17 protein-coding genes are annotated in these 20,379 nt (G+C 30.5%); 2 read left to right on the forward strand and 15 right to left on the reverse strand.

Annotated features, from left to right (window positions below; translation table 11 throughout):
* Positions 1–95: 95 nt before the first annotated feature.
* Both ACEN2N_RS03315 and ACEN2N_RS03320 read left to right on the forward strand, forming a co-directional pair.
* Positions 96–698 (forward strand): acyltransferase, encoded by a 603-nt coding sequence (locus ACEN2N_RS03315; protein ID WP_441822978.1) that lies wholly within the window; start codon positions 96–98, stop codon positions 696–698.
* Positions 699–1,937 carry a glycosyltransferase gene (locus tag ACEN2N_RS03320; RefSeq protein WP_441822979.1) on the forward strand — a complete coding sequence of 413 codons (1,239 nt, stop codon included), beginning with the start codon at positions 699–701 and terminating at the stop codon, positions 1,935–1,937.
* Positions 1,938–2,009: 72 nt separating this feature from the next.
* Here the strand turns inward: ACEN2N_RS03320 and ACEN2N_RS03325 are convergent, their stop codons facing one another.
* From ACEN2N_RS03325 to ACEN2N_RS03395, 15 genes are all read right to left on the reverse strand, one after another.
* On the reverse strand, positions 2,010–2,843 hold the full coding sequence (locus ACEN2N_RS03325) for a glycosyltransferase (RefSeq protein WP_441822980.1): 834 nt from the start codon (positions 2,841–2,843) through the stop codon (positions 2,010–2,012).
* Positions 2,844–2,861: 18 nt separating this feature from the next.
* Positions 2,862–4,151: a hypothetical protein gene (locus tag ACEN2N_RS03330; protein WP_441822981.1), complete on the reverse strand. Its 1,290-nt coding sequence runs from the start codon at positions 4,149–4,151 to the stop codon at positions 2,862–2,864.
* Positions 4,151–5,152 carry a glycosyltransferase family 10 domain-containing protein gene (locus tag ACEN2N_RS03335; RefSeq protein WP_441822982.1) on the reverse strand — a complete coding sequence of 334 codons (1,002 nt, stop codon included), beginning with the start codon at positions 5,150–5,152 and terminating at the stop codon, positions 4,151–4,153. The genes ACEN2N_RS03330 and ACEN2N_RS03335 overlap by 1 nt, the downstream gene beginning before the upstream one ends.
* 193 nt (positions 5,153–5,345) lie before the next feature.
* Positions 5,346–6,350, reverse strand: coding sequence for an acyltransferase (locus ACEN2N_RS03340; RefSeq protein ID WP_441822983.1), 1,005 nt, complete (start codon positions 6,348–6,350; stop codon positions 5,346–5,348).
* A gap of 55 nt (positions 6,351–6,405) precedes the next feature.
* Positions 6,406–7,854 carry an oligosaccharide flippase family protein gene (locus tag ACEN2N_RS03345; protein ID WP_441822984.1) on the reverse strand — a complete coding sequence of 483 codons (1,449 nt, stop codon included), beginning with the start codon at positions 7,852–7,854 and terminating at the stop codon, positions 6,406–6,408.
* 83 nt (positions 7,855–7,937) lie between these two features.
* Complete coding sequence (locus ACEN2N_RS03350; protein WP_441822985.1) at positions 7,938–9,101, reverse strand: glycosyltransferase family 4 protein; 1,164 nt, start codon at positions 9,099–9,101, stop codon at positions 7,938–7,940.
* Positions 9,102–9,145: 44 nt separating this feature from the next.
* Positions 9,146–10,402: an HAD-IIIA family hydrolase gene (locus ACEN2N_RS03355; RefSeq protein ID WP_441822986.1), complete on the reverse strand. Its 1,257-nt coding sequence runs from the start codon at positions 10,400–10,402 to the stop codon at positions 9,146–9,148.
* The gene (locus ACEN2N_RS03360) at positions 10,399–10,977 is read right to left on the reverse strand and encodes a D-sedoheptulose-7-phosphate isomerase (protein WP_441822987.1); all 579 of its coding nucleotides are present in this window, start codon (positions 10,975–10,977) and stop codon (positions 10,399–10,401) included. Before ACEN2N_RS03360 ends, ACEN2N_RS03355 begins: the two co-directional genes overlap by 4 nt.
* A 12-nt stretch (positions 10,978–10,989) precedes the next feature.
* Positions 10,990–12,012, reverse strand: a complete 1,023-nt coding sequence (locus ACEN2N_RS03365; protein ID WP_441822988.1) for a GHMP family kinase ATP-binding protein — start codon at positions 12,010–12,012, stop codon at positions 10,990–10,992.
* Between the two features lie 87 nt (positions 12,013–12,099).
* Positions 12,100–13,194 (reverse strand): glycosyltransferase family 4 protein, encoded by a 1,095-nt coding sequence (locus ACEN2N_RS03370; RefSeq protein ID WP_441822989.1) that lies wholly within the window; start codon positions 13,192–13,194, stop codon positions 12,100–12,102.
* Positions 13,195–13,264: 70 nt separating this feature from the next.
* Positions 13,265–14,212 carry an O-antigen ligase family protein gene (locus tag ACEN2N_RS03375; RefSeq protein ID WP_441822990.1) on the reverse strand — a complete coding sequence of 316 codons (948 nt, stop codon included), beginning with the start codon at positions 14,210–14,212 and terminating at the stop codon, positions 13,265–13,267.
* Positions 14,213–14,574: 362 nt separating this feature from the next.
* Positions 14,575–16,920 (reverse strand): GumC family protein, encoded by a 2,346-nt coding sequence (locus tag ACEN2N_RS03380; RefSeq protein ID WP_441822991.1) that lies wholly within the window; start codon positions 16,918–16,920, stop codon positions 14,575–14,577.
* Positions 16,921–16,994: 74 nt separating this feature from the next.
* Positions 16,995–17,810 (reverse strand): polysaccharide biosynthesis/export family protein, encoded by an 816-nt coding sequence (locus tag ACEN2N_RS03385; RefSeq protein WP_441822992.1) that lies wholly within the window; start codon positions 17,808–17,810, stop codon positions 16,995–16,997.
* Positions 17,811–17,873: 63 nt separating this feature from the next.
* Positions 17,874–19,226: an exopolysaccharide biosynthesis polyprenyl glycosylphosphotransferase gene (locus ACEN2N_RS03390; protein WP_441822993.1), complete on the reverse strand. Its 1,353-nt coding sequence runs from the start codon at positions 19,224–19,226 to the stop codon at positions 17,874–17,876.
* A gap of 639 nt (positions 19,227–19,865) precedes the next feature.
* Positions 19,866–20,372, reverse strand: coding sequence for a UpxY family transcription antiterminator (locus ACEN2N_RS03395; protein WP_441822994.1), 507 nt, complete (start codon positions 20,370–20,372; stop codon positions 19,866–19,868).
* Between the last annotated feature and the right edge of the window lie 7 nt (positions 20,373–20,379).

The raw sequence follows: 20,379 nt of genomic DNA on the forward strand, positions 1-20,379 counted from the left end.
AGACCTTATTCCTATTTTAGTCTAAATCGTTGGCAATTATACTTACATAATTATTAATTAAACTACAAAAAATAGCATTTACAAAGGGTAATTCTATGAAATTAAAATCATTAATTATAAAAGCAGAAGTATTATATGAATTTATCCGAGATAAATTTTGGGGATATATTATTAAAAAAGGAATGGGAAATTGCGGCAAAAATGTAATGATAAAACCATCAACCTCTGTCTTCAAAGGAATTGAGAATTTTTATTTTGAGGGTGACCTCAAAATAGCAAGATATGCAGTTATTTACTCAACCGAAGCTAAAGTATATATTGGTAAAAAAGTAGATATTGCTCCATATTTAAAAATTATTACAGGCAATCATAGAATTGATAAAGTAGGTTACTTTATGTTTGACGGTAACTATGAAAAACGACCTGAGGACGATAAGGATGTTGTAATTGAAGGTGATTCGTGGTTGGGCATAAACGTAACTATCTTAGCAGGTGTCACAATTGGCAGAGGTAGCATAATCTCTGCTGGTGCAGTGGTCACAAAATCATGCCCACCTTATTCCATATTAGTTGGTACACCTGCAAAAGTAATGAGATTCCGTTTTACCGTTGCTGAAATTTTAAAACATGAAAAAGCATTATATCCAAATGAAGAACGCTACACAAAAGAGGAATTAATAGCTTTAGGAAATAAGTAAATGTTAAAAATATTAATTAACGCCTACGCATGTTCCCCACATACTGGTAGTGAACCAGGCATGGCTTGGAACTGGTGTATAAATTTAGCCAAGCATGCAGAACTACACATTATTACAGAGGGTGAATTTAAGCAACATATTGAAATAGCTTTATTAAAATTACCCCAGCGAAATAATATGCACTTTTATTACAACGAGATTTCTCCAGAGATTCGAATTATGTGCTGGAATCAAGGAGATTGGCGTTTTTATAAACACTATAAAAAATGGCAACTGAAAACCTTCGAAATTGCTTTAAAAATTACAAAAAAAGAAAATATTGATATTATACACCAATTAAATATGATTGGTTTTAGAGAACCGGGCTATTTATGGAAAATTCCAAATAAGCCATTTATATGGGGTCCAATTGGTGGTTTAAAGCAGTTTCCTACAAACTACTTAAGTGAGGTTGATTTGAAAACAAACATTTTAATTCGTTTAAAGAATAGTATGAATATTTTACAATTGCAATATGATAAAAGAGTTGATAAAGCTTTAAACCATGCTAATTTGCTAATTAGCTCAATCCCCGATTCATATTCCGCGATTAAGAAATATAAAGGTTTGGAATCAGTAGTAATACCCGAAACAGGATGTCTTCCTTCAGAACCTAGTTCTCAAAGACAATTTAAAACGGATTTTTTAAATGTAATTTGGGTTGGTAAATTTGATTTTAGAAAACAACTTCTTTTAGCCTTAAAATCTATCGCTGCGACAGAGAATAAAGCTATTTTTCTGCATATCTATGGAGAGGGTAATAAGGGGGAAAAGATACAAGCTGAGAATTTAGCTTTAGATTTAGGTATTAAAGATCAGATTATTTGGTATGGAAATCAAACTCTACAAGTTGTACAGGAAGCTATGAAAAAAGGACAATTATTTTTCTTCACCAGTGTTAGCGAGGACACCTCCACTGTCATACTTGAAGCTGTTAGTAATAATTTGCCTGTACTATGTTTTGACACATGTGGTATGGGTGCGGTTATTGATGAAACAGTGGGAAGAAAAATACCTTTATCTAGACCGAAACAATCTATAGTTAATTTCGCAAAATATTTAAATTATTTTCATAAGAACAGAGACGTCCTTACAAATTTATCTAACAATTGTAATAAACAACAATTGAAATTTTCTTGGGAAGAGAAAGCAAAGACTATGATTTCTTACTATCAGAAAAGTATTGAAAATCGCAATTAGTTCAATACTATTAATCGAATCTCTTCTTGTAGTATTTCGCATTTATAACAAATAGCTTTAAATAAATAATTATTATTTCAGTATCCTTTTCCTTAAAGGGCTTTCATAAATGGAAATAATCAGTTTAGATGGCATATATCGCATTACCAATCTGCTTAACGGATACACATAGCGCCACGTAATACCCTTTAACTCCCTTATTCCCTTCATATAGATTTTAAACTCATGTAGTCCTTTAGTTTTATCTCTTGAGACAAAAGAATTCTGTGTTATTCTAAATTGAATTAAGCATTCAGGAATATTACCAATTTTATATCCAGCATTTAATATGGTGAACCAAAGCGCTAAATCTTGTGTTAAACGATAGTCTTCATTGTACCGTATTCCACTATCAAAAATTTCCCTTTTCAACATTACCCCTGCATGTTGTAAAGGGCATGCTTTACAAATGTAATCTCTAACTTCCTCATCTGTAATTGGGTAAGTTCTAATATTAGTATAATTACCTACCTCGTCAATCTCTTGTGCCAAAGAGCCAACTACAGAATACTCAGAATTTTTTTCCAAGTATTCAATTTGTTTTATAAAACGACCAGACACCGATACATCATCACTGTCCATACGGGCTATGTATCGTCCAGTTGCATTATCAATACCAATATTTAAAGATTTGGTAAGCCCAATATTAACTTTATTCTTAAAAATTACTAAGGTTTGCTTTAAGACTTTTTTCCATTTTTCAATAACGCTATAAAGTTCATCAGTTAATTTACCATCTTCAATGAGTATGATTTGAGATGGTTTTAAATTTTGAACTGTCCAAATACTATTAATAGCCAGTTCTAAATATTCTGGCTTTTCTTTATGGTATACAGACATGATTACTGAGAGAGATCGATCAGTCATTTATTTGTTTCTGAAAAATTATAATAATAAAATTGGTGTAATATCTATAACTTGCTGTCTTCTTTTACCTTGATATACAGTATCAAAACTTACATATTTACCATCTGTTGAAAATCTAGGATGCAAATCGCAACGTGTTTCATTTTTGTATTTCGTGCTTTGAAACAATTCTGCCAAACAATGTAATTCTTTTGTTTTTCTATTGAAAAGAAACAATTTTTGCATTCTACTTTTGTCGGGATACGAATCAAAAACTATCCAATCTCCAAAACAGCTAGGATGGCCATCACCTAATTGAAGTTGGGTCATTTCTGGACATAATGTTGCAACTCCATTTAGACCTAAGGAATAATATCCATTTTCTCCATTTGCTTTTAAATAACCTAAAATAGTCTCATTATCTAGCCAATAGCAGTGGCTTACATATTCTTCATCTATTACAACTTTAATAGTTTCAAAATCTGAATACATTAACCTATCAAATCTTCTTTTTCCTTGAAAATACCGATGTATAAACATAAATCCTTTTCCATTTGGCTGTATGATCAAATGATTCAATTTATGAGTACAATCTTTAAAAATATCTTTTCTTTCTACATTGGCAACATCTTCTATAGTGTGCAACATCTTTGCAATACCAGAAGCGTAATCTATTTTCCAAATACCATCATTTTTTAGGTTGGTCAATTCAGATTGCTGTAATGGTGGTAAGCTGCGATACCCATAATCTGGTCGCATACTTAATAACCGTTGATAATTTATAGCGAGAAAATACTGGTCTTTGTAGACCGCTTGTACAGGATAATCAAAAGTTTTGATCAATGAATTCTCTTTGGCGGAAAACAGTTTAGATTCGTACCTTTTTAAATCTTCATTAAAATCATTAAAAACAAATAGCTCTTCATTTAACCAATGCAGTCGCGTGCCTTGTTGCCAATTATACGCTTTTGATTGTGCTATTTTCTTTGTTGTACCATCATGAATATTTGTAATCGCGATATCTACCGGTACAGAATCTGAGGGCAAATTAACGGATGCAACAGAACTCAGATGCGAAAGAACCTGACCCATATTATTCACTGTTGCTATATCATAATACCCACCAAATGTTTCAGATGTAGTATCAAAGCTAATTAACGGATCAATAAGTGTAATTTGAACGGGTCGTTCCATTAACTTAATAATGTAATCCTTTTTATGAAGTTTAGCGTTAATTGAAATATAAATGTTCTTCAAAAAGGCTTTTAAACCAGGAGTAGCAGATAAAATAGCAGCAATAACGCGCTCCTTCTTACTAAATGTTGCCATTATTTAAATTTCAATTTAAGTTTATTAACAATTCTAGATATCACCATAATCTTGATTTTCGCAAAATCAACGAAAGCGGTATCATGCTTTAAGGTGACCTGCTTTTTTGTAGCATTGGAATCCATAGTATCAAATTGAGACGCGAGAAGTGCAAACAAATTGTACTTATCCAGCACCAATTCTTTTGCTTCTTGAATTTGAGCTATTCTTTGCTCACAATATTCCTTTTCAAGAATATCTTCTATGATTTTGACCGAACTTTCAAAATCATTAATATCGATTAATGAATAAGCGTTTTTATCGAAATATTTCTCCAAATTGGTACAACCATAATAAATCGGATACGTATTGCCTAAATAGCTATCAGCTAACTTCTCTGTCCAATAATCTGGGTACGAAGAATTTTCTATTACTACATGATATTTATAAGGTGCAATTACATTCCACTTATCATCAAAATCATTAAATCCCCTACCGAATAAATCAATTTTATCACCAAAATGTTCTTTTAATTTATGTACAAAATCTATTCTTTCTTGATGACCTTTGGTAAATGCTTTATTACTAGATATTACCGAAATCAATTTAGATTTAACTGGCGGTTCTTCATTCTTAAAAGTATCATAGTCTTTTGAAAAACTAATTTCCCCCTTTTCATTCTCAATCTTACCTATATGCCAAGGTTGAGCAGGTTGGTAATGCGTTTGACTTTTATGATCTAAATTGTCTTGGCAAACTACTATTTTACCAAACTGATTCACAAAACCTTTCGAATAATGATATACACTTTCTGGCTCACCTGTAACAAATAAGGTGTTCTCAGGAGCAACTTCACAAGTTTCTGTTTTACGTTCGCCTTTACTATACACCGCCCAAAAATCTGGGTTTTTAATTTCTTGGTTAATATAAAATTGATAATTACCCCATTGCGCTAATCCAGAAGGTGTTTGTCGACTACAACCTTCGTTGTCTTTAGCAATTGAAAGTTTTACTTTGTACATAGTTAAATGATTTATAAGTTGTTTATATAAATTTATTACAATTCCTAAATCATTTTATAAAGGAAATGTTAGTGATATTAATGTTAATTAAATCACATTAAAAGAACTAAACAAAAGTTTATTGGAATTTGAAAATAATCATTAAAAATAGGAATAATGGGAAACTAAAATTAGAAAAAAACACATATACTAATCAAATAATCTTATTTAAATGTTTTGTTTTACTTAACATAAAAATCACCGATATTGAAATTAACATGCAAATAACAAACCTACCTATTATTTCAAATAATGGATAATTAATAAGATTCATTTTAAATAATTTATTGGCATGATGCATCATATCTAATATCAATGGGTGTATTAAATATATGCCAAACGTATATTTGGATAATCGGGAAAGAAAATTTTGTGATAATGATATTCCCTCAAAATATCCATAAACTAGAATAGACGGTATAATTACAAAAGGCGATAAATATTTAGTGTAGTATAACTGTTCAGAATTTAATAAACTCTCATAGGTAAAGTAAGCAATACCTATACTACAAGAAACATAAGATATCAGCATAATTGATAGACTAATTACTTTAATCTCACGTAGCAAATAACCTACTATGTAATATCCAATATAATTTACAAACCAAAAGAAAAAATAATTATTTTCTAAAAAACTGTAATTTATATCCATTAAAAAACCTAGTAAAAGAAAACTAATTGCAATAAACCAAAGCTGAATACGCGATACTTTTTGAATCAAGAAATTAATGCCCGGAGTTACTAAATACAAACCTATCAGCATATATAAATACCACATGTGGTAAAAAGAACGACCAGTTATGAAATCTTCCAAAATTGACCTTTCAAATAAACCGCGACCAGTAAGATAATTTTGAGCAATTCTATACGTGATATAAATTAATGTCCAAATAATTGTAGGAATCAAAATTCTTGAACCTCTTTTTTTAAAAAATATAATATAAGACTCCCTTTTACCTAATAAATATTTGCCGCTAATTAAAACGAATAGTGGCACCGAAATTCGACAAAAAGAATCCAAAATATTAGCAGTCCAAAAACTCAATCCTGAATTGATACCATTAAAATCATTATTAATATAATAAGTTGTAATATGAATTATAACAACTTGAATAGCTGCAATAGACCTTAGTATATCAATTGAAAAACTTCTCTGCATTACTTCATAATTAAATTATAGTGTATCTCCAAAAATGGTTATAATTCAGATGGAATTATTTTTGCAAGCTAAAAATTGAATGTTTTTTATAAAACATGAACACCCCTAAAACACCAACTGGAACCCATAGAGAAGCAAATAACACATAGGGTGATATAAATTGAGATATCGATATATAACCTACTACAATACTACCAATAATTACAAAAAATAAAAGAACATGTTTAATAGACGTAAGTTTATTTTTTAAAAGCACAACATCTTGACTAAAATGAAATATTACAAAAGAAATAAAAATAGAGTAATTAACCACTGATAGCGATGACCATATAGATAGACCAATTAGACAAAGTACCGTGTTTATTATAATACTATTGACATTAAACCACATATCTAGCTTTTCTAACTTTAAAGTAATAAGAATGTTTGCTTGCAATAACGATGTAGGAAATACAAGCATGGTTAAAAACATCTCTTTCGTATAAATAGCTGAAGTGTCATATTTTTCTCCAAATATTAAGGGTAAAATCTCATCTGCGAAAGAATAGGTAAATGTATAGGCACCTAAACCGTAAAGTGTAAATAATATAAACATTTTCTGGTATAGCGCTTTAATCCCATCGTAATCTTTATTTTTTGAAAGCTCTACAAATTTTGGAAGTAATGTTGAACTTATTACCACTGGTACTAGTTGTGCTAATGAAAATATTTTAAAGGAGTTTTCGTAATAAGCAACCGAAGATAATGGCAACATTTTAGATATAATCAATGTTGCCGATTTCCAATACACAACATATGCACTACCAATAACTGCAAAGGGCCAATACTTATATAATATATTCTTCACAAAACTTATTGGTACGTCTGCTTTCCAAAAGCCATTTAAGTTTATACCATCCGCTGAGCCTATTTTTAGAAATAGATTTAATGTTATAAAACGCGTAACAACTAATAATATGGTAAGAACAACAATGTTAAACGGATAAATAAACAACATACACGCAATCCCAAATTTAGCAAAGGCTTCAATAAATAAAACTTTTACCGTTTTCTTTTGAGCAAATTGAGCAATATTAATATTCTTAATTGAATAAATAATATTATCAAAAATGATATTGATTGCAAATAATATTGAAAGTTTTTGCACCGTAGGGTTTTCATAAAGTACCAATGCAAGAATAACATTGATTATCAAGAAAAAGAACCCGAAATAGGCTTGCATCTTCAAAAATTTGCTGGCTAGCTCACTTTTGTCATCAACATTCACAATCTCTCTAATAAACCAGTGTCCAAGACCCATGGCAGAAAAAGCCAAAATCATCTGGTACAAACTATTTGCTATTAAGTATTCTGAAAAATCTTCGACAGAATAATAACGTGCAACTAATACATAAAAAAGGCTCAAAAGTATGTTTTGAGTTAAACTTCCCATTACTCCCCACAAACTATTTTTAAGAATCTTTGACTTTATGTTAGGCAGCCATTTAATTTTCAACTTCTGCATTTAAATTTTAAGTTATGGGTAAATAAATTTTGGTAAATAACCAAATAGAATTAGTTATTTGATTGCATTCTCTTAGATGTGATTTAAGAATAAATTATATCTAAGACAGCAACGTAATGCTTTACCAAGCTATTTATTGATTTTTCACTATGGAAATCTTTTTTCATACTTTCAAATAAATTATTATCTATAAAACCATTAATTGATTTTGTCAATGACTCGACAGAAACATTTTCAGCGACAAGACCATTTTTACCTTCAATTATATAATCAGGTAAACCACCCACTGGCGTAACCAAAACAGGTCTATTTAAACCATGTGCAATTAATATGACACCACTTTGGGTGGCATCGATATATGGGCAAACTATAAGTTTAGAATTTATTATAATTTCTGTTATTTCCTCATTGCTAAGAAATTTCTCCATAATTGATACCTTATTTTTGTTTTTGATGATATCATAATTTATTTCGAAATCTTTGAACGGTTTCCCTGCAATTATAAATTCTTGACTTGGATTTGTCTTATGAACGCCATTAATAGCCTCTATAAACAGGTCAATTCCTTTATATTTAGACAACCTTCCAACAAATGAAATTTTAGTAGGCTCAACAGTGAAATCTGTTATTTTACTAAATTCTTTATATATTGAACTAGGGCGAAGGCGTAATAAAAATATTTTTTTATTTTTTGATAACTGTTCTCCCAAAACCTCCTTACTATCATTTGCAAAGACTACAAATTTAGTGACCAGTTTAAGTAGAAATTTGGTAATTATATATCTTTTTATTTCAAATTCACCACTATGCATTTTAGGATCATGTACATTCAAAATCAATTTATTTCTATGTTTCAATAGAAATAATATCAAGGGATATTGACGAGAAACAAAACCATCTAAATGTATAAAATCAGGAGAAATCCCATTTATAAATTTCTTGATTTTATTCGATATAGAATTTAAACTTAGTTTCGGTGAATAAACAACAAAATGAACTGATTTACATTTTTCAAAATATGGCTCTAAATAACCTAAATTCCAATCATTTTTTATACTCTCATAAGAAACCAATGGAGGGTACGAATCGATATCAATTTCCAAATTTAAAATATTACTTTTTAGACCCTGTGGAGTTAATGTTATAAGAACATGTAAGTCATATCCGTTATTTGAGGCTGTTTTAATATGTTCAATTGCGGTATCTAAATAAGCAACATGAGTAAAATGAGTAATTATCTTTTTCATAAACTAAAATAGAATTCTAGAAGTTTTATTAATATAATTTTAATTTATTGTTTGACTTTTAATATTTCATCCAATTCATCCAAGGATTCCACAATAAAATCGGCTAGCTCTATTTTTTTTAATTTATAAATATCTTTGGAAACTAAAATTGTACAAACACCAGCTTTTTTGCCCGCCTGCATATCTGAAAGAGAATCCCCAATAAACCATGTACTATGATCAAGGGTCAACTCTGAAAAATCTTTTTCAGCTTCTATAAGCATACCTGCATTAGGTTTTCTACAGGGTGCTGAATCATCAATTTCAGGACAAAAATAAACTTTGTCAATCGTCACATCTATATCCTTAAGTTGTTCTATCATTTGACCATGAATACTTTTAAGTTGATCAGCACTTATCAAACCACGCCCAACACATCTTTGATTAGTAACAACAATTTTAAGTGAAAATTTATCATTATGCTTTTGAATAAAATCTATAAAGTCTTTCTTAAAATGAAATTGTTCCCAATTAAGAACATATCCATTTTCAATTTTGTTATTGATAACACCATCTCTATCTAGAAAGAGGTTTTTCCTTTTAGTTTCCTTTTCAATAAGCTTTACGATTTCCTTCTGTGCCTTTAAATAATCTTCTGGAATGCCGATGTCTAAAAAGTACTTTCCTGAATAAGGAACACCAACAAAAACTTCTTCCTTAAATTTTGCTAAAAAATATTCTGTTTCTAAAGAAAACTTATCCCCCAGTGAATCTACAACATTATTAAAACGTTCTTTATTAATTAAGTATACCCCAGCATTAATGTAAATTTCACCATTGTATGTTTTGTCTAAAAAATTAGTAATTTTAAGATCTTCATTAATTTCAACACCACCATATCTATTCTCATTGTAGAGTTTTTTCAAAGAAAACGAAACACTTGGCTTTTTTTCTTCGTGCACTTTATACAATTTTTGAAGATCAATGTCGTAAAACGAATCTCCGTTCACTACAAGAACGTCTTTAGATTCTGTATAAGTAAGTGCATATTTGAGACCGCCACCCGTACCTAATGGAAACTCTTCTCGAGCGTAATCAATCCTCATATCTAAATATGAATCTTTAAAATAGTCACTTATAATATCTGCTTTATAGCCTATTGAGAAAACAATTCGTTGAATTCCATTTCTCTGAAGGTATGTCAAAAGATAATATAGAAAAGGTTTTCCTGATATATCTGCCATAGGCTTAGGAACTTCTGAAACAACTTTTTGTAATCGAGTACCAAAACCACCGGCTAAAATAATTGCTTCTTTAATCATACTTGAGGAAAAAGTTTAGCTTCAATAATTTCACATAATATATGACCAATAAGAATATGACTTTCTTGTATTCTTGGAGTTATTTTAGATGGCACATTTAACAAGAAATCTGCCTTCTCTTTCATTTCGCCACCAGTCTCCCCAGTAAGTGCAACAGTAAACATTCCAATATCTTTAGCCACCTCAAATGCCCTAACAATATTTTTCGAATTGCCAGAAGTAGAAATACCAATTAGTACATCTCCTTTTTTTCCTTGACCTTTAATAGATCTTGCATATATTTCATCATATGAATAATCGTTACCCACTGCTGTAACGTAAGATGTATTTACATGTAAAGCTTCAGAATCTAAAGGTTCTCTGTCATAATAGAATCTACCGCTTAGCTCCGCTGCCAAATGCTGTGCATCAGCCGCACTACCACCATTACCGCAAAAAAGAGTTTTACCATCATTCTTATAACATGCTATACATAATTCAGCAACCTCATTGATTCTTTGAATTAATTTATCATCAGAAGCGATAAGTTGTTTAACTTGAATAGATTCAATAATTGTATTTTTAATATTCTCCATATTTCTTATTTTTTAGACTGTCCAAGTTACTAGACCTTCATCTACGAATTTAATTGTTCTTATTTCCCCTTGAAAAGGTTTTAATGCTCTTATAACTTGATATTTGGTGTTTGCGGGACAATAAAAAAACATGAATCCACCACCACCAGCACCTGATATTTTCCCTCCAGTCGAACCGCTTTCCATCGCTTTATCATATAGTTCATCGATAATTGGATTTGTTATTCCTGAGGACATTTTCTTTTTTTGCTCCCAACCAGAATTAAGAATAGTACCCATTTCATCTATCTCACTTAAAAGCAATGCTCTTTTCATTTGAATCGCTTGATTTTTAAGTTGGTGCATAGCCTCTATAGACTTGGTATTTTTACTATTTACGTTCTTTATTTGTCCATCAATAATTTTAGATGAAAGCCTACTAGTACCTAAATAATATAAAATCAGATTATTTTCAAGTTCGTATATGTTTCTACTTTTGATTTTTAATGGATTAACAATTACTCGATTATCCTTTTCAAATTCCATAAAATTAAACCCTCCGAAAGTAGCAGCGTATTGATCTTGTTTTCCGCCTGACATATTCATATCTACCCTTTCAATATCAAATGCAAGTCTAGCTATATCGTACTCGTCTAATGGGAGTTTTAACCATTCAGCAAATGCCCCGACAATTGCAACTACCAAGGTTGAAGATGATCCTAAACCAGAACCTGCTGGTGCATCAACAAATGTATGCAACTCAAAAGACAAAGGTTTTAAGCTATAATCTTTAACTATACGATTATAAACCCCTTTCAATAAATCAAGAGTACCATTATATTCTATCTTAATATTTGATGGTACTCGCTCAATTTCATTTCTATCTTGAGAATGAAATAATATCTCGCCGCTAGTATTTGGAACTATAGTTGCATAAGCAAAAAGACTGATAGTTGCATTAAGTATTGCACCGCCAAATTGGTCAGAATATGGACTTACATCAGTTCCTCCGCCAGCAAGACCTATTCTAAGAGGGGCTTTACTTCTATATATCATGATGTTTATTTTATTTATATTTTACTAAATGAATTACTATTCCTTATTAATAAGAGGCTATGAAAACCAAACTTATAACTAATAATATTATTGAATCACTTCCCTTATTTTGTTTTCCATCTCTTTCATAATTATTTCACGAGAAAATATTTGTCCTAAAATCTTATTGTTTTTTTGCATAGTTTGACGCATTTCTTGATTATCATAGAGTTTACTCAAAGCTTGTCCGATACTAATTGAAGACTTGCCATCAACCCAAAGGCAATTATCAGGTTCTTTTAAATAATCTTTCGCTGCCCTAATTTGAGTCGTAATTATAGGCATACCACAAGCTACAGATTTAAATAAGGCCATAGCGAACCCTTCGTCATGCGATGGAAATACAAGGGCATCGGTATTTGCATAAAATTGATCACATTCTGCTTCCGGCAAATAACCTAAGAAGCGTATATATTTCTCAACGTTAACTTGCTGAGCAAGTAACTTAATCTCATTAAATTCATTTCCATCGCCTACAAAGACAAAAATGCAATTATCGCGTTTATCGAAAAAAGGAATACTTTTGATAATATTGAAGACACCTTTCTCTTTTACCATACGCCCTACAAATAGAAATGTGAATTTATCGGTTGGTAAATTATATTTTTCTAAAAATAATGGTGATAATAACGATCTTTTCCTATCTATTATATTGGGTGTAACAAATGTTTTATCAAACATTACTTTATTGAACTTTTCAATCGTTAATTTTTCATCTTGAGAAAGAAACCACCAAATATCTACGTTTTTGATTAAAAAAGGCAAAACCAATTTTCTATAAAATATGGACTTCTTTTTAAAAATATCAAAATTAGAACCATGAGATTTAATGCCAATTTTGAAACTATTTCTAACAAAACATTTTAAAATAATCAATGTAATAAAATCTCGGGTAGACCCTACTGGCTCAAATCTTGAGTTTAGGTATAGAAAATCAGGCTGAAACTGTCTAAGATGTTTAGCTAATTCAAAAGCATTAGAAATAACTCCAATAAGCTTGTTTAAAACACTTAAGCTAGAGTTATTCCGGGTGTAAATTATAGTCTCACAATTATTACCTAAATTTTTCAACCCATCTACTTCATCCATAGCCAGATTTACATGATTTTTGGGAGGTATTCCTATTAAAATTTTAAAATTCATAAAATGGCAATTTTTATAATTACTACAGATTGTATAAAAAGGTTACAAAGTCTCTAATAAATGTGTCTCTTTATAGTGTTTCATTAAGTATTTTATCTTCTTTAGAAAAAACCACTATAATAAAAAATAAAATTAATGCAATCAATAAAAGAATACGATAATCAGTTAGGGTGTACACTGTATTGAATGCTATCAGCCAACTACATAATGCTGCTATTAAATAATACGTTTTTTTGCTAATAGAGCGAAAAAATATTCCCTTGGTAACATTCAAAAAAGGAATTATAAAAAAAAGAGAAAATAGGGCAAAGGCAAAGATGCCATGTTCAACTAAAATTTTCAAATATCCGTTTTCAGGTTGTGTAAAGAACAAAAACTCACCTGGCCCAACTTGTAAATATAAATCTTGATTATATTTAGATGTAAATTCCTGAAAATTTCCCAAACCAACCCCAAGAAAAGGGTGGTTTTCAATTATAATTATAGTTTCTTCCCAAATAGACTGCCTAAAATCAAGATCGTTGCTCAAATTACCTGACCTAGAAAATATAGCGTTATCAGGTGCGAATAAGAAAAGCCCTGAAATTGCAATAAAGCCTAAAACCAATCCATAAACTTTAACACGTAAATTGCTAAGAAGGAAGATAAATAATAAACCCACTAAAAAACCTCCTACAGCTGATCTACTGCCTGCTAGAATTAGATATACTACACCCAATATAAAACCACAGTAATTCAAATATTTCTTTTGTATTGAGATATTTTGTTGAAATAGTAAAAACATAAAAGATCCCATTGCCAAAAATTGCCCGTTTAGTTGACTATCACCAAAAATACCTTGATATCTTGTTACACCTGTATCTTCATTAAAAACATTTACACCAATATCTGGAGTAAGCGTAAATTTAAGACCAAACATAAATTGCAAGGTCATAAATGCTAACGCAAAAATATAGGCCGTTTTAAAACCGTTTAAGACCTTCCACTGATTTAAGTTATTTTCAAAAGAAATGAACAAAAAACGTAAAAAAATAAAAACTGTAATAATAGGGTAATAGAAAAAATAATTACTAAAACCGAATTCGGCATTTAATCCACTTATAAAACTTAGTATAAAGAAAAGTATACCAAGAATTAAATAGGCAGAATATTTTAATGGTCTAGAAAAAAATATAAATTCTTTGAATAAAAAAATAAATCCAACCAAGGTAATTGCATCAAAAACCCTCAAATAGCCCAAGTAAACTGGTATTATTTTAAGGTCTAAAAATGGAAAAGCATATATAACAAAAAGAACATAGGTTTCTACCTTGGGCTTACGATAAAGTAAAACCGTAAATATTAAGAATGTTAAGAGTGCTAATACGTATAATAGCATATTTAATTATTCTTTTTAACTCCCAACTTTTCTAATACTTTGGTAATAAGTGTCTTTTCTTTATCTGATGCAGAAATTTCATATCCATATCCATATCCATATCCATATCCTTGCTTAATAATACCCCTAGTTTTAACACCATTAAAAATAAGAGCACAATTTTCAAAACCTTTTCTACGTACAGTTTCATCGATATGTTGTAATACAAATTTAGGTGTATGATCATGGCGCACCACTATAACCGTTTTATCTGTATAAGGCGCTATTAAATTAGCATCGGTGACCAATGTAGTTGGTGGTGTATCTATAATTACGGCATCAAATTCTTTCTTGATTTTAGAAATAAAGGTTTTAAAATTATCATTCACTAGTAAGTTAGAAGAATTTAATGTCTTATCGCCCGAAGGAAATACGGTTAAATTATCAGTCTTTTGCACGCCAACATCCAACATAGTGCCATCGCCCAATACTTGACTCATACCAATTTCATTTTCTAAATGAAATAACGTAGAAACGCCAGCCTTTCTTAAATCTAAATCAATCAAAGCAGTCTTCTTACCTGACAATGCTAACGTTAAAGCCAAGTTAGAGCTCACATAACTCTTACCTTCGCCTGCAATGCTTGAAGTCACCATAACGGTCTGTATCATTTTAACACCATCATACATTTGCATATCGGTCAGAATACGACGAAATTGATCAACTATAAATAAATCTTTATGTTGTGTTACCAACAACTCTTCTTTAGGTTTGTCTAGATAAGCCACCTCCCCGACAACAGGTATATTAGCATCTATTTCTAAATCTGATCGAAAAAGTATTTTTGTATTTAAAAGTTCTCTACCTGCAACATAGGCAAGACCTAAACCAATAGGAAACAATAAACCAATTAGATATACAACAGACTTTTTCGGCGAAACTGGTTTTATAGATGCTTCTGCTTTTTCTATAACTCTTACATTACCCAACGTAGGTGCAAAAGACAGTGCAGTTTCTTCTCGCTTTTGAACCAAAAAATCATATAAATCTTCAATACTTTTTTTTCGTCGGTTTATCTCTAGAAAAATTCGCTCTTGTTCTGGTAATACATTCAGTGCTTCGTTATACTTACCACTATTTGTAGATAAACTTTCTCTACTAGCGTATAAATTAGATTTTTGACTTCGTACATTTTCTAAAATACTTGGCCGTATATTATCTATTTTATTTCTAACAACTGTCAAAAGAGGATTATTCTCTGCTGTAGTTTTACTTAACTCACCATATTCCAATTCTGCATCATATAATTTCTGAAGTAATTGACTTAAGATAGGATCATTAACACCTAATGTTGAAGGTACAATACCTGTATTATTATTCTTAGACACCACATATTTTTCTACCTTATCTAGAACTGAAAGCTGTAAATTAATTTCCCCTATACGGCGATCATAATCGCCTACATTCTGCAGGTATAAATTACCTTGTTCCCCTAAATTAATTACCCCTTCTTTAGAACGATATTTCTCTAAATCTTTTTCCACTGCCTGTAGTTCAACCCCAACAGTTTCCATACGTTCGTCAATAAAATTAAGAGTATTTGAGGCCAATGAATTCTGAGAATTAATTGTTGCTTTTTTATAGGAATCTATAAGCTGATTTACGATATCATTACCCCTATTTGGAATAGGGTCAGTAAATAATATTCTTACTACCGTAGCAGTTTTGCTTGCTGCCCCAACATAGAGGTTACTTACAATTTGATTTATTCTTATTCTAGTAGGAATTAATTGAAATTTAAAAATCTTGTCTAAACTATACTTTACATTTCCGTTTGGGAGAAACTTAAGTACACTTCCACCGAAAGGATTACTTACCCATGTATCAAAAGGAATACCCTCCCCATCAATAAATACTAATCCTTTCTCATAATCTACAGAAAATTCAACCTCATCAATATCAGAATCAATTTTTATATCTGATGGATCCATTAAAACTATCTTAATAGGAGTATCTTCATAATACACCTTATCCTTAAAAAAACCAGAGGTATATATTTTGGAATATAAGCCAAGTGTATTGACGACATCTTCTACAACATCTTTAGATTTTATGACCTCTATCTCATTTTCAACAATTTTTTTGGACTCAAACACATTAAAAGACTCCATTAATTGCGATTGATCCACCCCTTTTTTTTCATCATTTACAATCAATCCAGCAGAACTTTGGTAATGTGCTTCCGTTCTTAAAAGAAAGAGCTTAGCCAACAATACACCAACAACCCCCAACACCACGAATAATGGCCAGAAAGGCAAGAATTTTTGAAGAATTATATGAAATAGATTTTGCTGTCTATTATTTGCCATTTGAAATATAGAGGTTATACTAATTTTTTAATTAATTTTCTATTATAAGACTAATAGAGCTATTTTATAAAGTACTATCTAAAATTAACAATCGTAATTATGGCTAAAGAAACAACACTTAGCGCCACCGGTATCCAAGGTCTTACAACACTAGATTCAGCAACCTTAGATGGTCTTGGTTCTACATAAATAACATCATTAGACTTCAAATAGAAATACTGCGAACTTAAGATTTCACTTGATGTCAAATCTAAATGCCGTAAAACTTTATTACCACCAACCTCTCGAATTAGCGATACTCTTTGCTTATTTCCATAAATAGTAATATCACCCGCTAACCCTAAAGCCTCTAAAACAGAAATTTTTTCGCTTGGTACCGTAAATACATTAGGTCTTAAAACTTCACCAAGTACAGAAACTCTAAAATTCAGTAAACGGACATCTACAACTGGATCTAATAATAATTTTTGATCCTCTAATAACCTTGTAATATGATCCCGTAATTCTTGCTTCGTTTTACCTGCAACTTCAATTTGCCCTAAAATAGGAAACCGAATATTACCATTCTTATCGACCAAGTACCCAGAAGCCTGGCCCAAAACACCGCTAACCATTGCAGTACTTGCACCAACCTGGTTCGAGGTATTGAACATATCTGCGGCTTCTTTGTTTACACTACTCACCGAAATACTTAAAAGATCATTCTCATTCAAGGTATCTTCTAAATTTTCGAACTTTGAAGAATTATAGATTGAATCTGGTGCTTCGTAGAAATAGGTAGATTTTTTCATATTACCACAAGATGCAAATAGCAACACAAACATAATAGCAGCCAAATGATTTAGCGACAATTTTCTAAAACCCAAATTATAATTTTTTATATTTTTCATTTCATATTCTTTTAATCGATATATCAATTGAGAGTACTATTTTAAAATAATCTTACAAAAGTACTAATAAGCCTTTTCTTCGCCCTTGATTACATTATATATAGTGTAAAAAAGAATATGTATATCTAGGCCCATAGACCATCTTTCTACATAAAAAATATCTAAACGAGTACGGTTCTTAATATCAGACGGCTTAACAATTTCTCCTCTATACCCCATTATCTGAGCTAAACCTGTAATACCTGGTTTTACAAAGTGACGTACCAAGTACTTATCTACTGACTTCTCAAAATCTGTAGTATGTACCACCATATGTGGTCTTGGGCCTACAATACTCATATCGCCTTTAAATACATTTATGAATTGCGGCAATTCATCTATACTGGTTTTACGTATAAACCTACCAATTCGTGTAACCCGCATATCGTCTTTTTTTGCCATTTGGGAATCAGAATCTTTATTGACCGTCATTGAACGATATTTATAACACCAAAAAGTTTGTCTTTTATAACCATGTCTTAATTGCTTAAAATAAAAGTCTCCTGGAGAATCTAGTTTTATTAAAACATATAAAATTGGTGTTAACCAAGAAAGTATTAAAAGAATAACCAATCCAGAAAATATAACATCAAAAGCACGCTTAATAATACGTGCATATTCGGTATCTAATGGTACATTTCTTAAATTAAGTACCGGAGTAGTATCATATGTTTCAACCGACATAGCGCGATTAAATACATCCATATCATTCAAAATAACTTTGAAGCGAATGAGATTATTATCGGCAAAATTTACAAAGTTCTTTAGTTCTTCTTCACTAAAATTAGAAGCCACACAATAAATAATGTCAACGTCATAATTTAAAATATAGCCAAATGCGTCATTAATTTGACCCAAATAAGTGGGACTCTTTGATTCTCTGTCCGAAAAATAACCCATATAGTGGTAACCGAAAGTAGGGTTATCAAAAACTTTTCTGATTTTCTTTAAATTTCTATCTCTACCTAGTACAACTACCTTAACGCTATTACGACCTATTACCCTAAACTTACCTCGTACCCAAAAGAACAATACTCTGTACCAAATAAGACAAATGGCTAAAATTACATAAACCAAATATTGATATCTAATAGACGGTATGCTTTCATCTCTTATAGCAAACAATGCAAAATAGGAAAGAAAGTAGACAAAGAGAATTTGTATAATTTTATGAAACCTAGTGAAAAAGAGCTCTTTTCGTTCAGTAGTGTAATAGTTTAAAATAAATGCAATAAACAGCCAGCTAATATTATAGTACAAAATATTAAAACCATTTAAATAGGTCTCTGGAGTTAATACAAACAATACCCCATTTATGATACATAAATGTAAGAATATAGAAATCGGAATTATAAAATCGGAATTACGGTATTTCATTTGTTAAAAAGGGGAACGAAATAATATGATGATTATAAATTTTTAATTCTAAGTAGACAAAATTGGTTAAAACAAACCTTAGCTCCAATAACAATCGACGAATGAGTTACTTTACTTGTTAATGTCTTAAAAAGATAAATTTAAATTTAGTTGAATATCAAATAATGTTAAAAACTATTTTTAGAATTTATACCCCACTACTAAACTCATGATCAATAGAATAATTTGAAAGAATCAGAATGAATTTAGGAAACAAATTCGATACTTCTGGATGATTTCTACTTGAAGATTTAAAACGGCTCCGCCGTTAAATCCACATCAAAAATTTCACACTTTAAGATAGTGCGAAAATTAAATTAGATTAGTGTTTAATGTATTCGCATAAACATCAGTATATTTTTAGATGTAAAATCTTACAAATACCTCAGTTTAGCAAATTAATAGTTATGGTAGGGCAAATAAAAGTAATTTGAAAGGAATAAAAAAGATAAGTGATGTAATTAAGCTTAATTACATAAAAAAAGGGTTAACCGATAAGTCTGATAAAACAAAGTAGCATTCTATAATGACTTGTAAATAATAAATATCTCGGTATAAAACTAAGATTGTAGTTTATGATACTAGTGCAATTAAAATGACTTAGGCTACATCTCTAATTTTAGCCAACAAAACAATACCTAAACCATTTAGAACAAGTTTGAGTTCATTTTTACGAACTTGATGTATGGTAGCCTCTTTATCTTTGAAAGCACCTTTTTCAATAGTTATCACTTTTCCTTTTTGTAGATGTGAAGATTTGATATTGCAAATATTGTCATTAGTCATCCATTCTTTGATAATGGCTATTTCAACATCACGTACTATTGCAGCTTTCCCTAACCAGTACAAGTAATTTTTTATATGAGAAGTGATAAAAACCGTATCTCTATCTGATTCTTTAAGTCTTACGAACAAATAATTTTGAAAAATGGGAACTTCTATTACCTTTTTTCGATCGCTCCATTGCCGAATTTCTTTCTTAACGGGGCAATAAATTTCAAAGCCATGACGCTCTAAAATATCAGCAACTTGTTTCTCTCGCTTTGTCTTAACGACCAAAACGAACCACTTTAATGAATTAGTAAGATGTACACTTTGTTCCTGCATTAAAAAT

The organism is Maribacter spongiicola (genome assembly GCF_052119685.1).
In the GTDB taxonomy this organism is placed as follows: Bacteria; Bacteroidota; Bacteroidia; order Flavobacteriales; family Flavobacteriaceae; genus Maribacter; species Maribacter spongiicola_A.

Coding starts and splice junctions, on each gene's coding strand:
- ACEN2N_RS03315 (WP_441822978.1), top strand. CDS start 96: ATGAAATTAAAATCATTAATTATAAAAGCAGAAGTATTATATGAATTT.
- ACEN2N_RS03320 (WP_441822979.1), top strand. CDS start 699: ATGTTAAAAATATTAATTAACGCCTACGCATGTTCCCCACATACTGGT.
- ACEN2N_RS03325 (WP_441822980.1), bottom strand. CDS start 2,843: ATGACTGATCGATCTCTCTCAGTAATCATGTCTGTATACCATAAAGAA.
- ACEN2N_RS03330 (WP_441822981.1), bottom strand. CDS start 4,151: ATGGCAACATTTAGTAAGAAGGAGCGCGTTATTGCTGCTATTTTATCT.
- ACEN2N_RS03335 (WP_441822982.1), bottom strand. CDS start 5,152: ATGTACAAAGTAAAACTTTCAATTGCTAAAGACAACGAAGGTTGTAGT.
- ACEN2N_RS03340 (WP_441822983.1), bottom strand. CDS start 6,350: ATGCAGAGAAGTTTTTCAATTGATATACTAAGGTCTATTGCAGCTATT.
- ACEN2N_RS03345 (WP_441822984.1), bottom strand. CDS start 7,854: ATGCAGAAGTTGAAAATTAAATGGCTGCCTAACATAAAGTCAAAGATT.
- ACEN2N_RS03350 (WP_441822985.1), bottom strand. CDS start 9,101: ATGAAAAAGATAATTACTCATTTTACTCATGTTGCTTATTTAGATACC.
- ACEN2N_RS03355 (WP_441822986.1), bottom strand. CDS start 10,402: ATGATTAAAGAAGCAATTATTTTAGCCGGTGGTTTTGGTACTCGATTA.
- ACEN2N_RS03360 (WP_441822987.1), bottom strand. CDS start 10,977: ATGGAGAATATTAAAAATACAATTATTGAATCTATTCAAGTTAAACAA.
- ACEN2N_RS03365 (WP_441822988.1), bottom strand. CDS start 12,012: ATGATATATAGAAGTAAAGCCCCTCTTAGAATAGGTCTTGCTGGCGGA.
- ACEN2N_RS03370 (WP_441822989.1), bottom strand. CDS start 13,194: ATGAATTTTAAAATTTTAATAGGAATACCTCCCAAAAATCATGTAAAT.
- ACEN2N_RS03380 (WP_441822991.1), bottom strand. CDS start 16,920: ATGGCAAATAATAGACAGCAAAATCTATTTCATATAATTCTTCAAAAA.
- ACEN2N_RS03385 (WP_441822992.1), bottom strand. CDS start 17,810: ATGAAAAATATAAAAAATTATAATTTGGGTTTTAGAAAATTGTCGCTA.
- ACEN2N_RS03390 (WP_441822993.1), bottom strand. CDS start 19,226: ATGAAATACCGTAATTCCGATTTTATAATTCCGATTTCTATATTCTTA.
- ACEN2N_RS03395 (WP_441822994.1), bottom strand. CDS start 20,372: ATGCAGGAACAAAGTGTACATCTTACTAATTCATTAAAGTGGTTCGTT.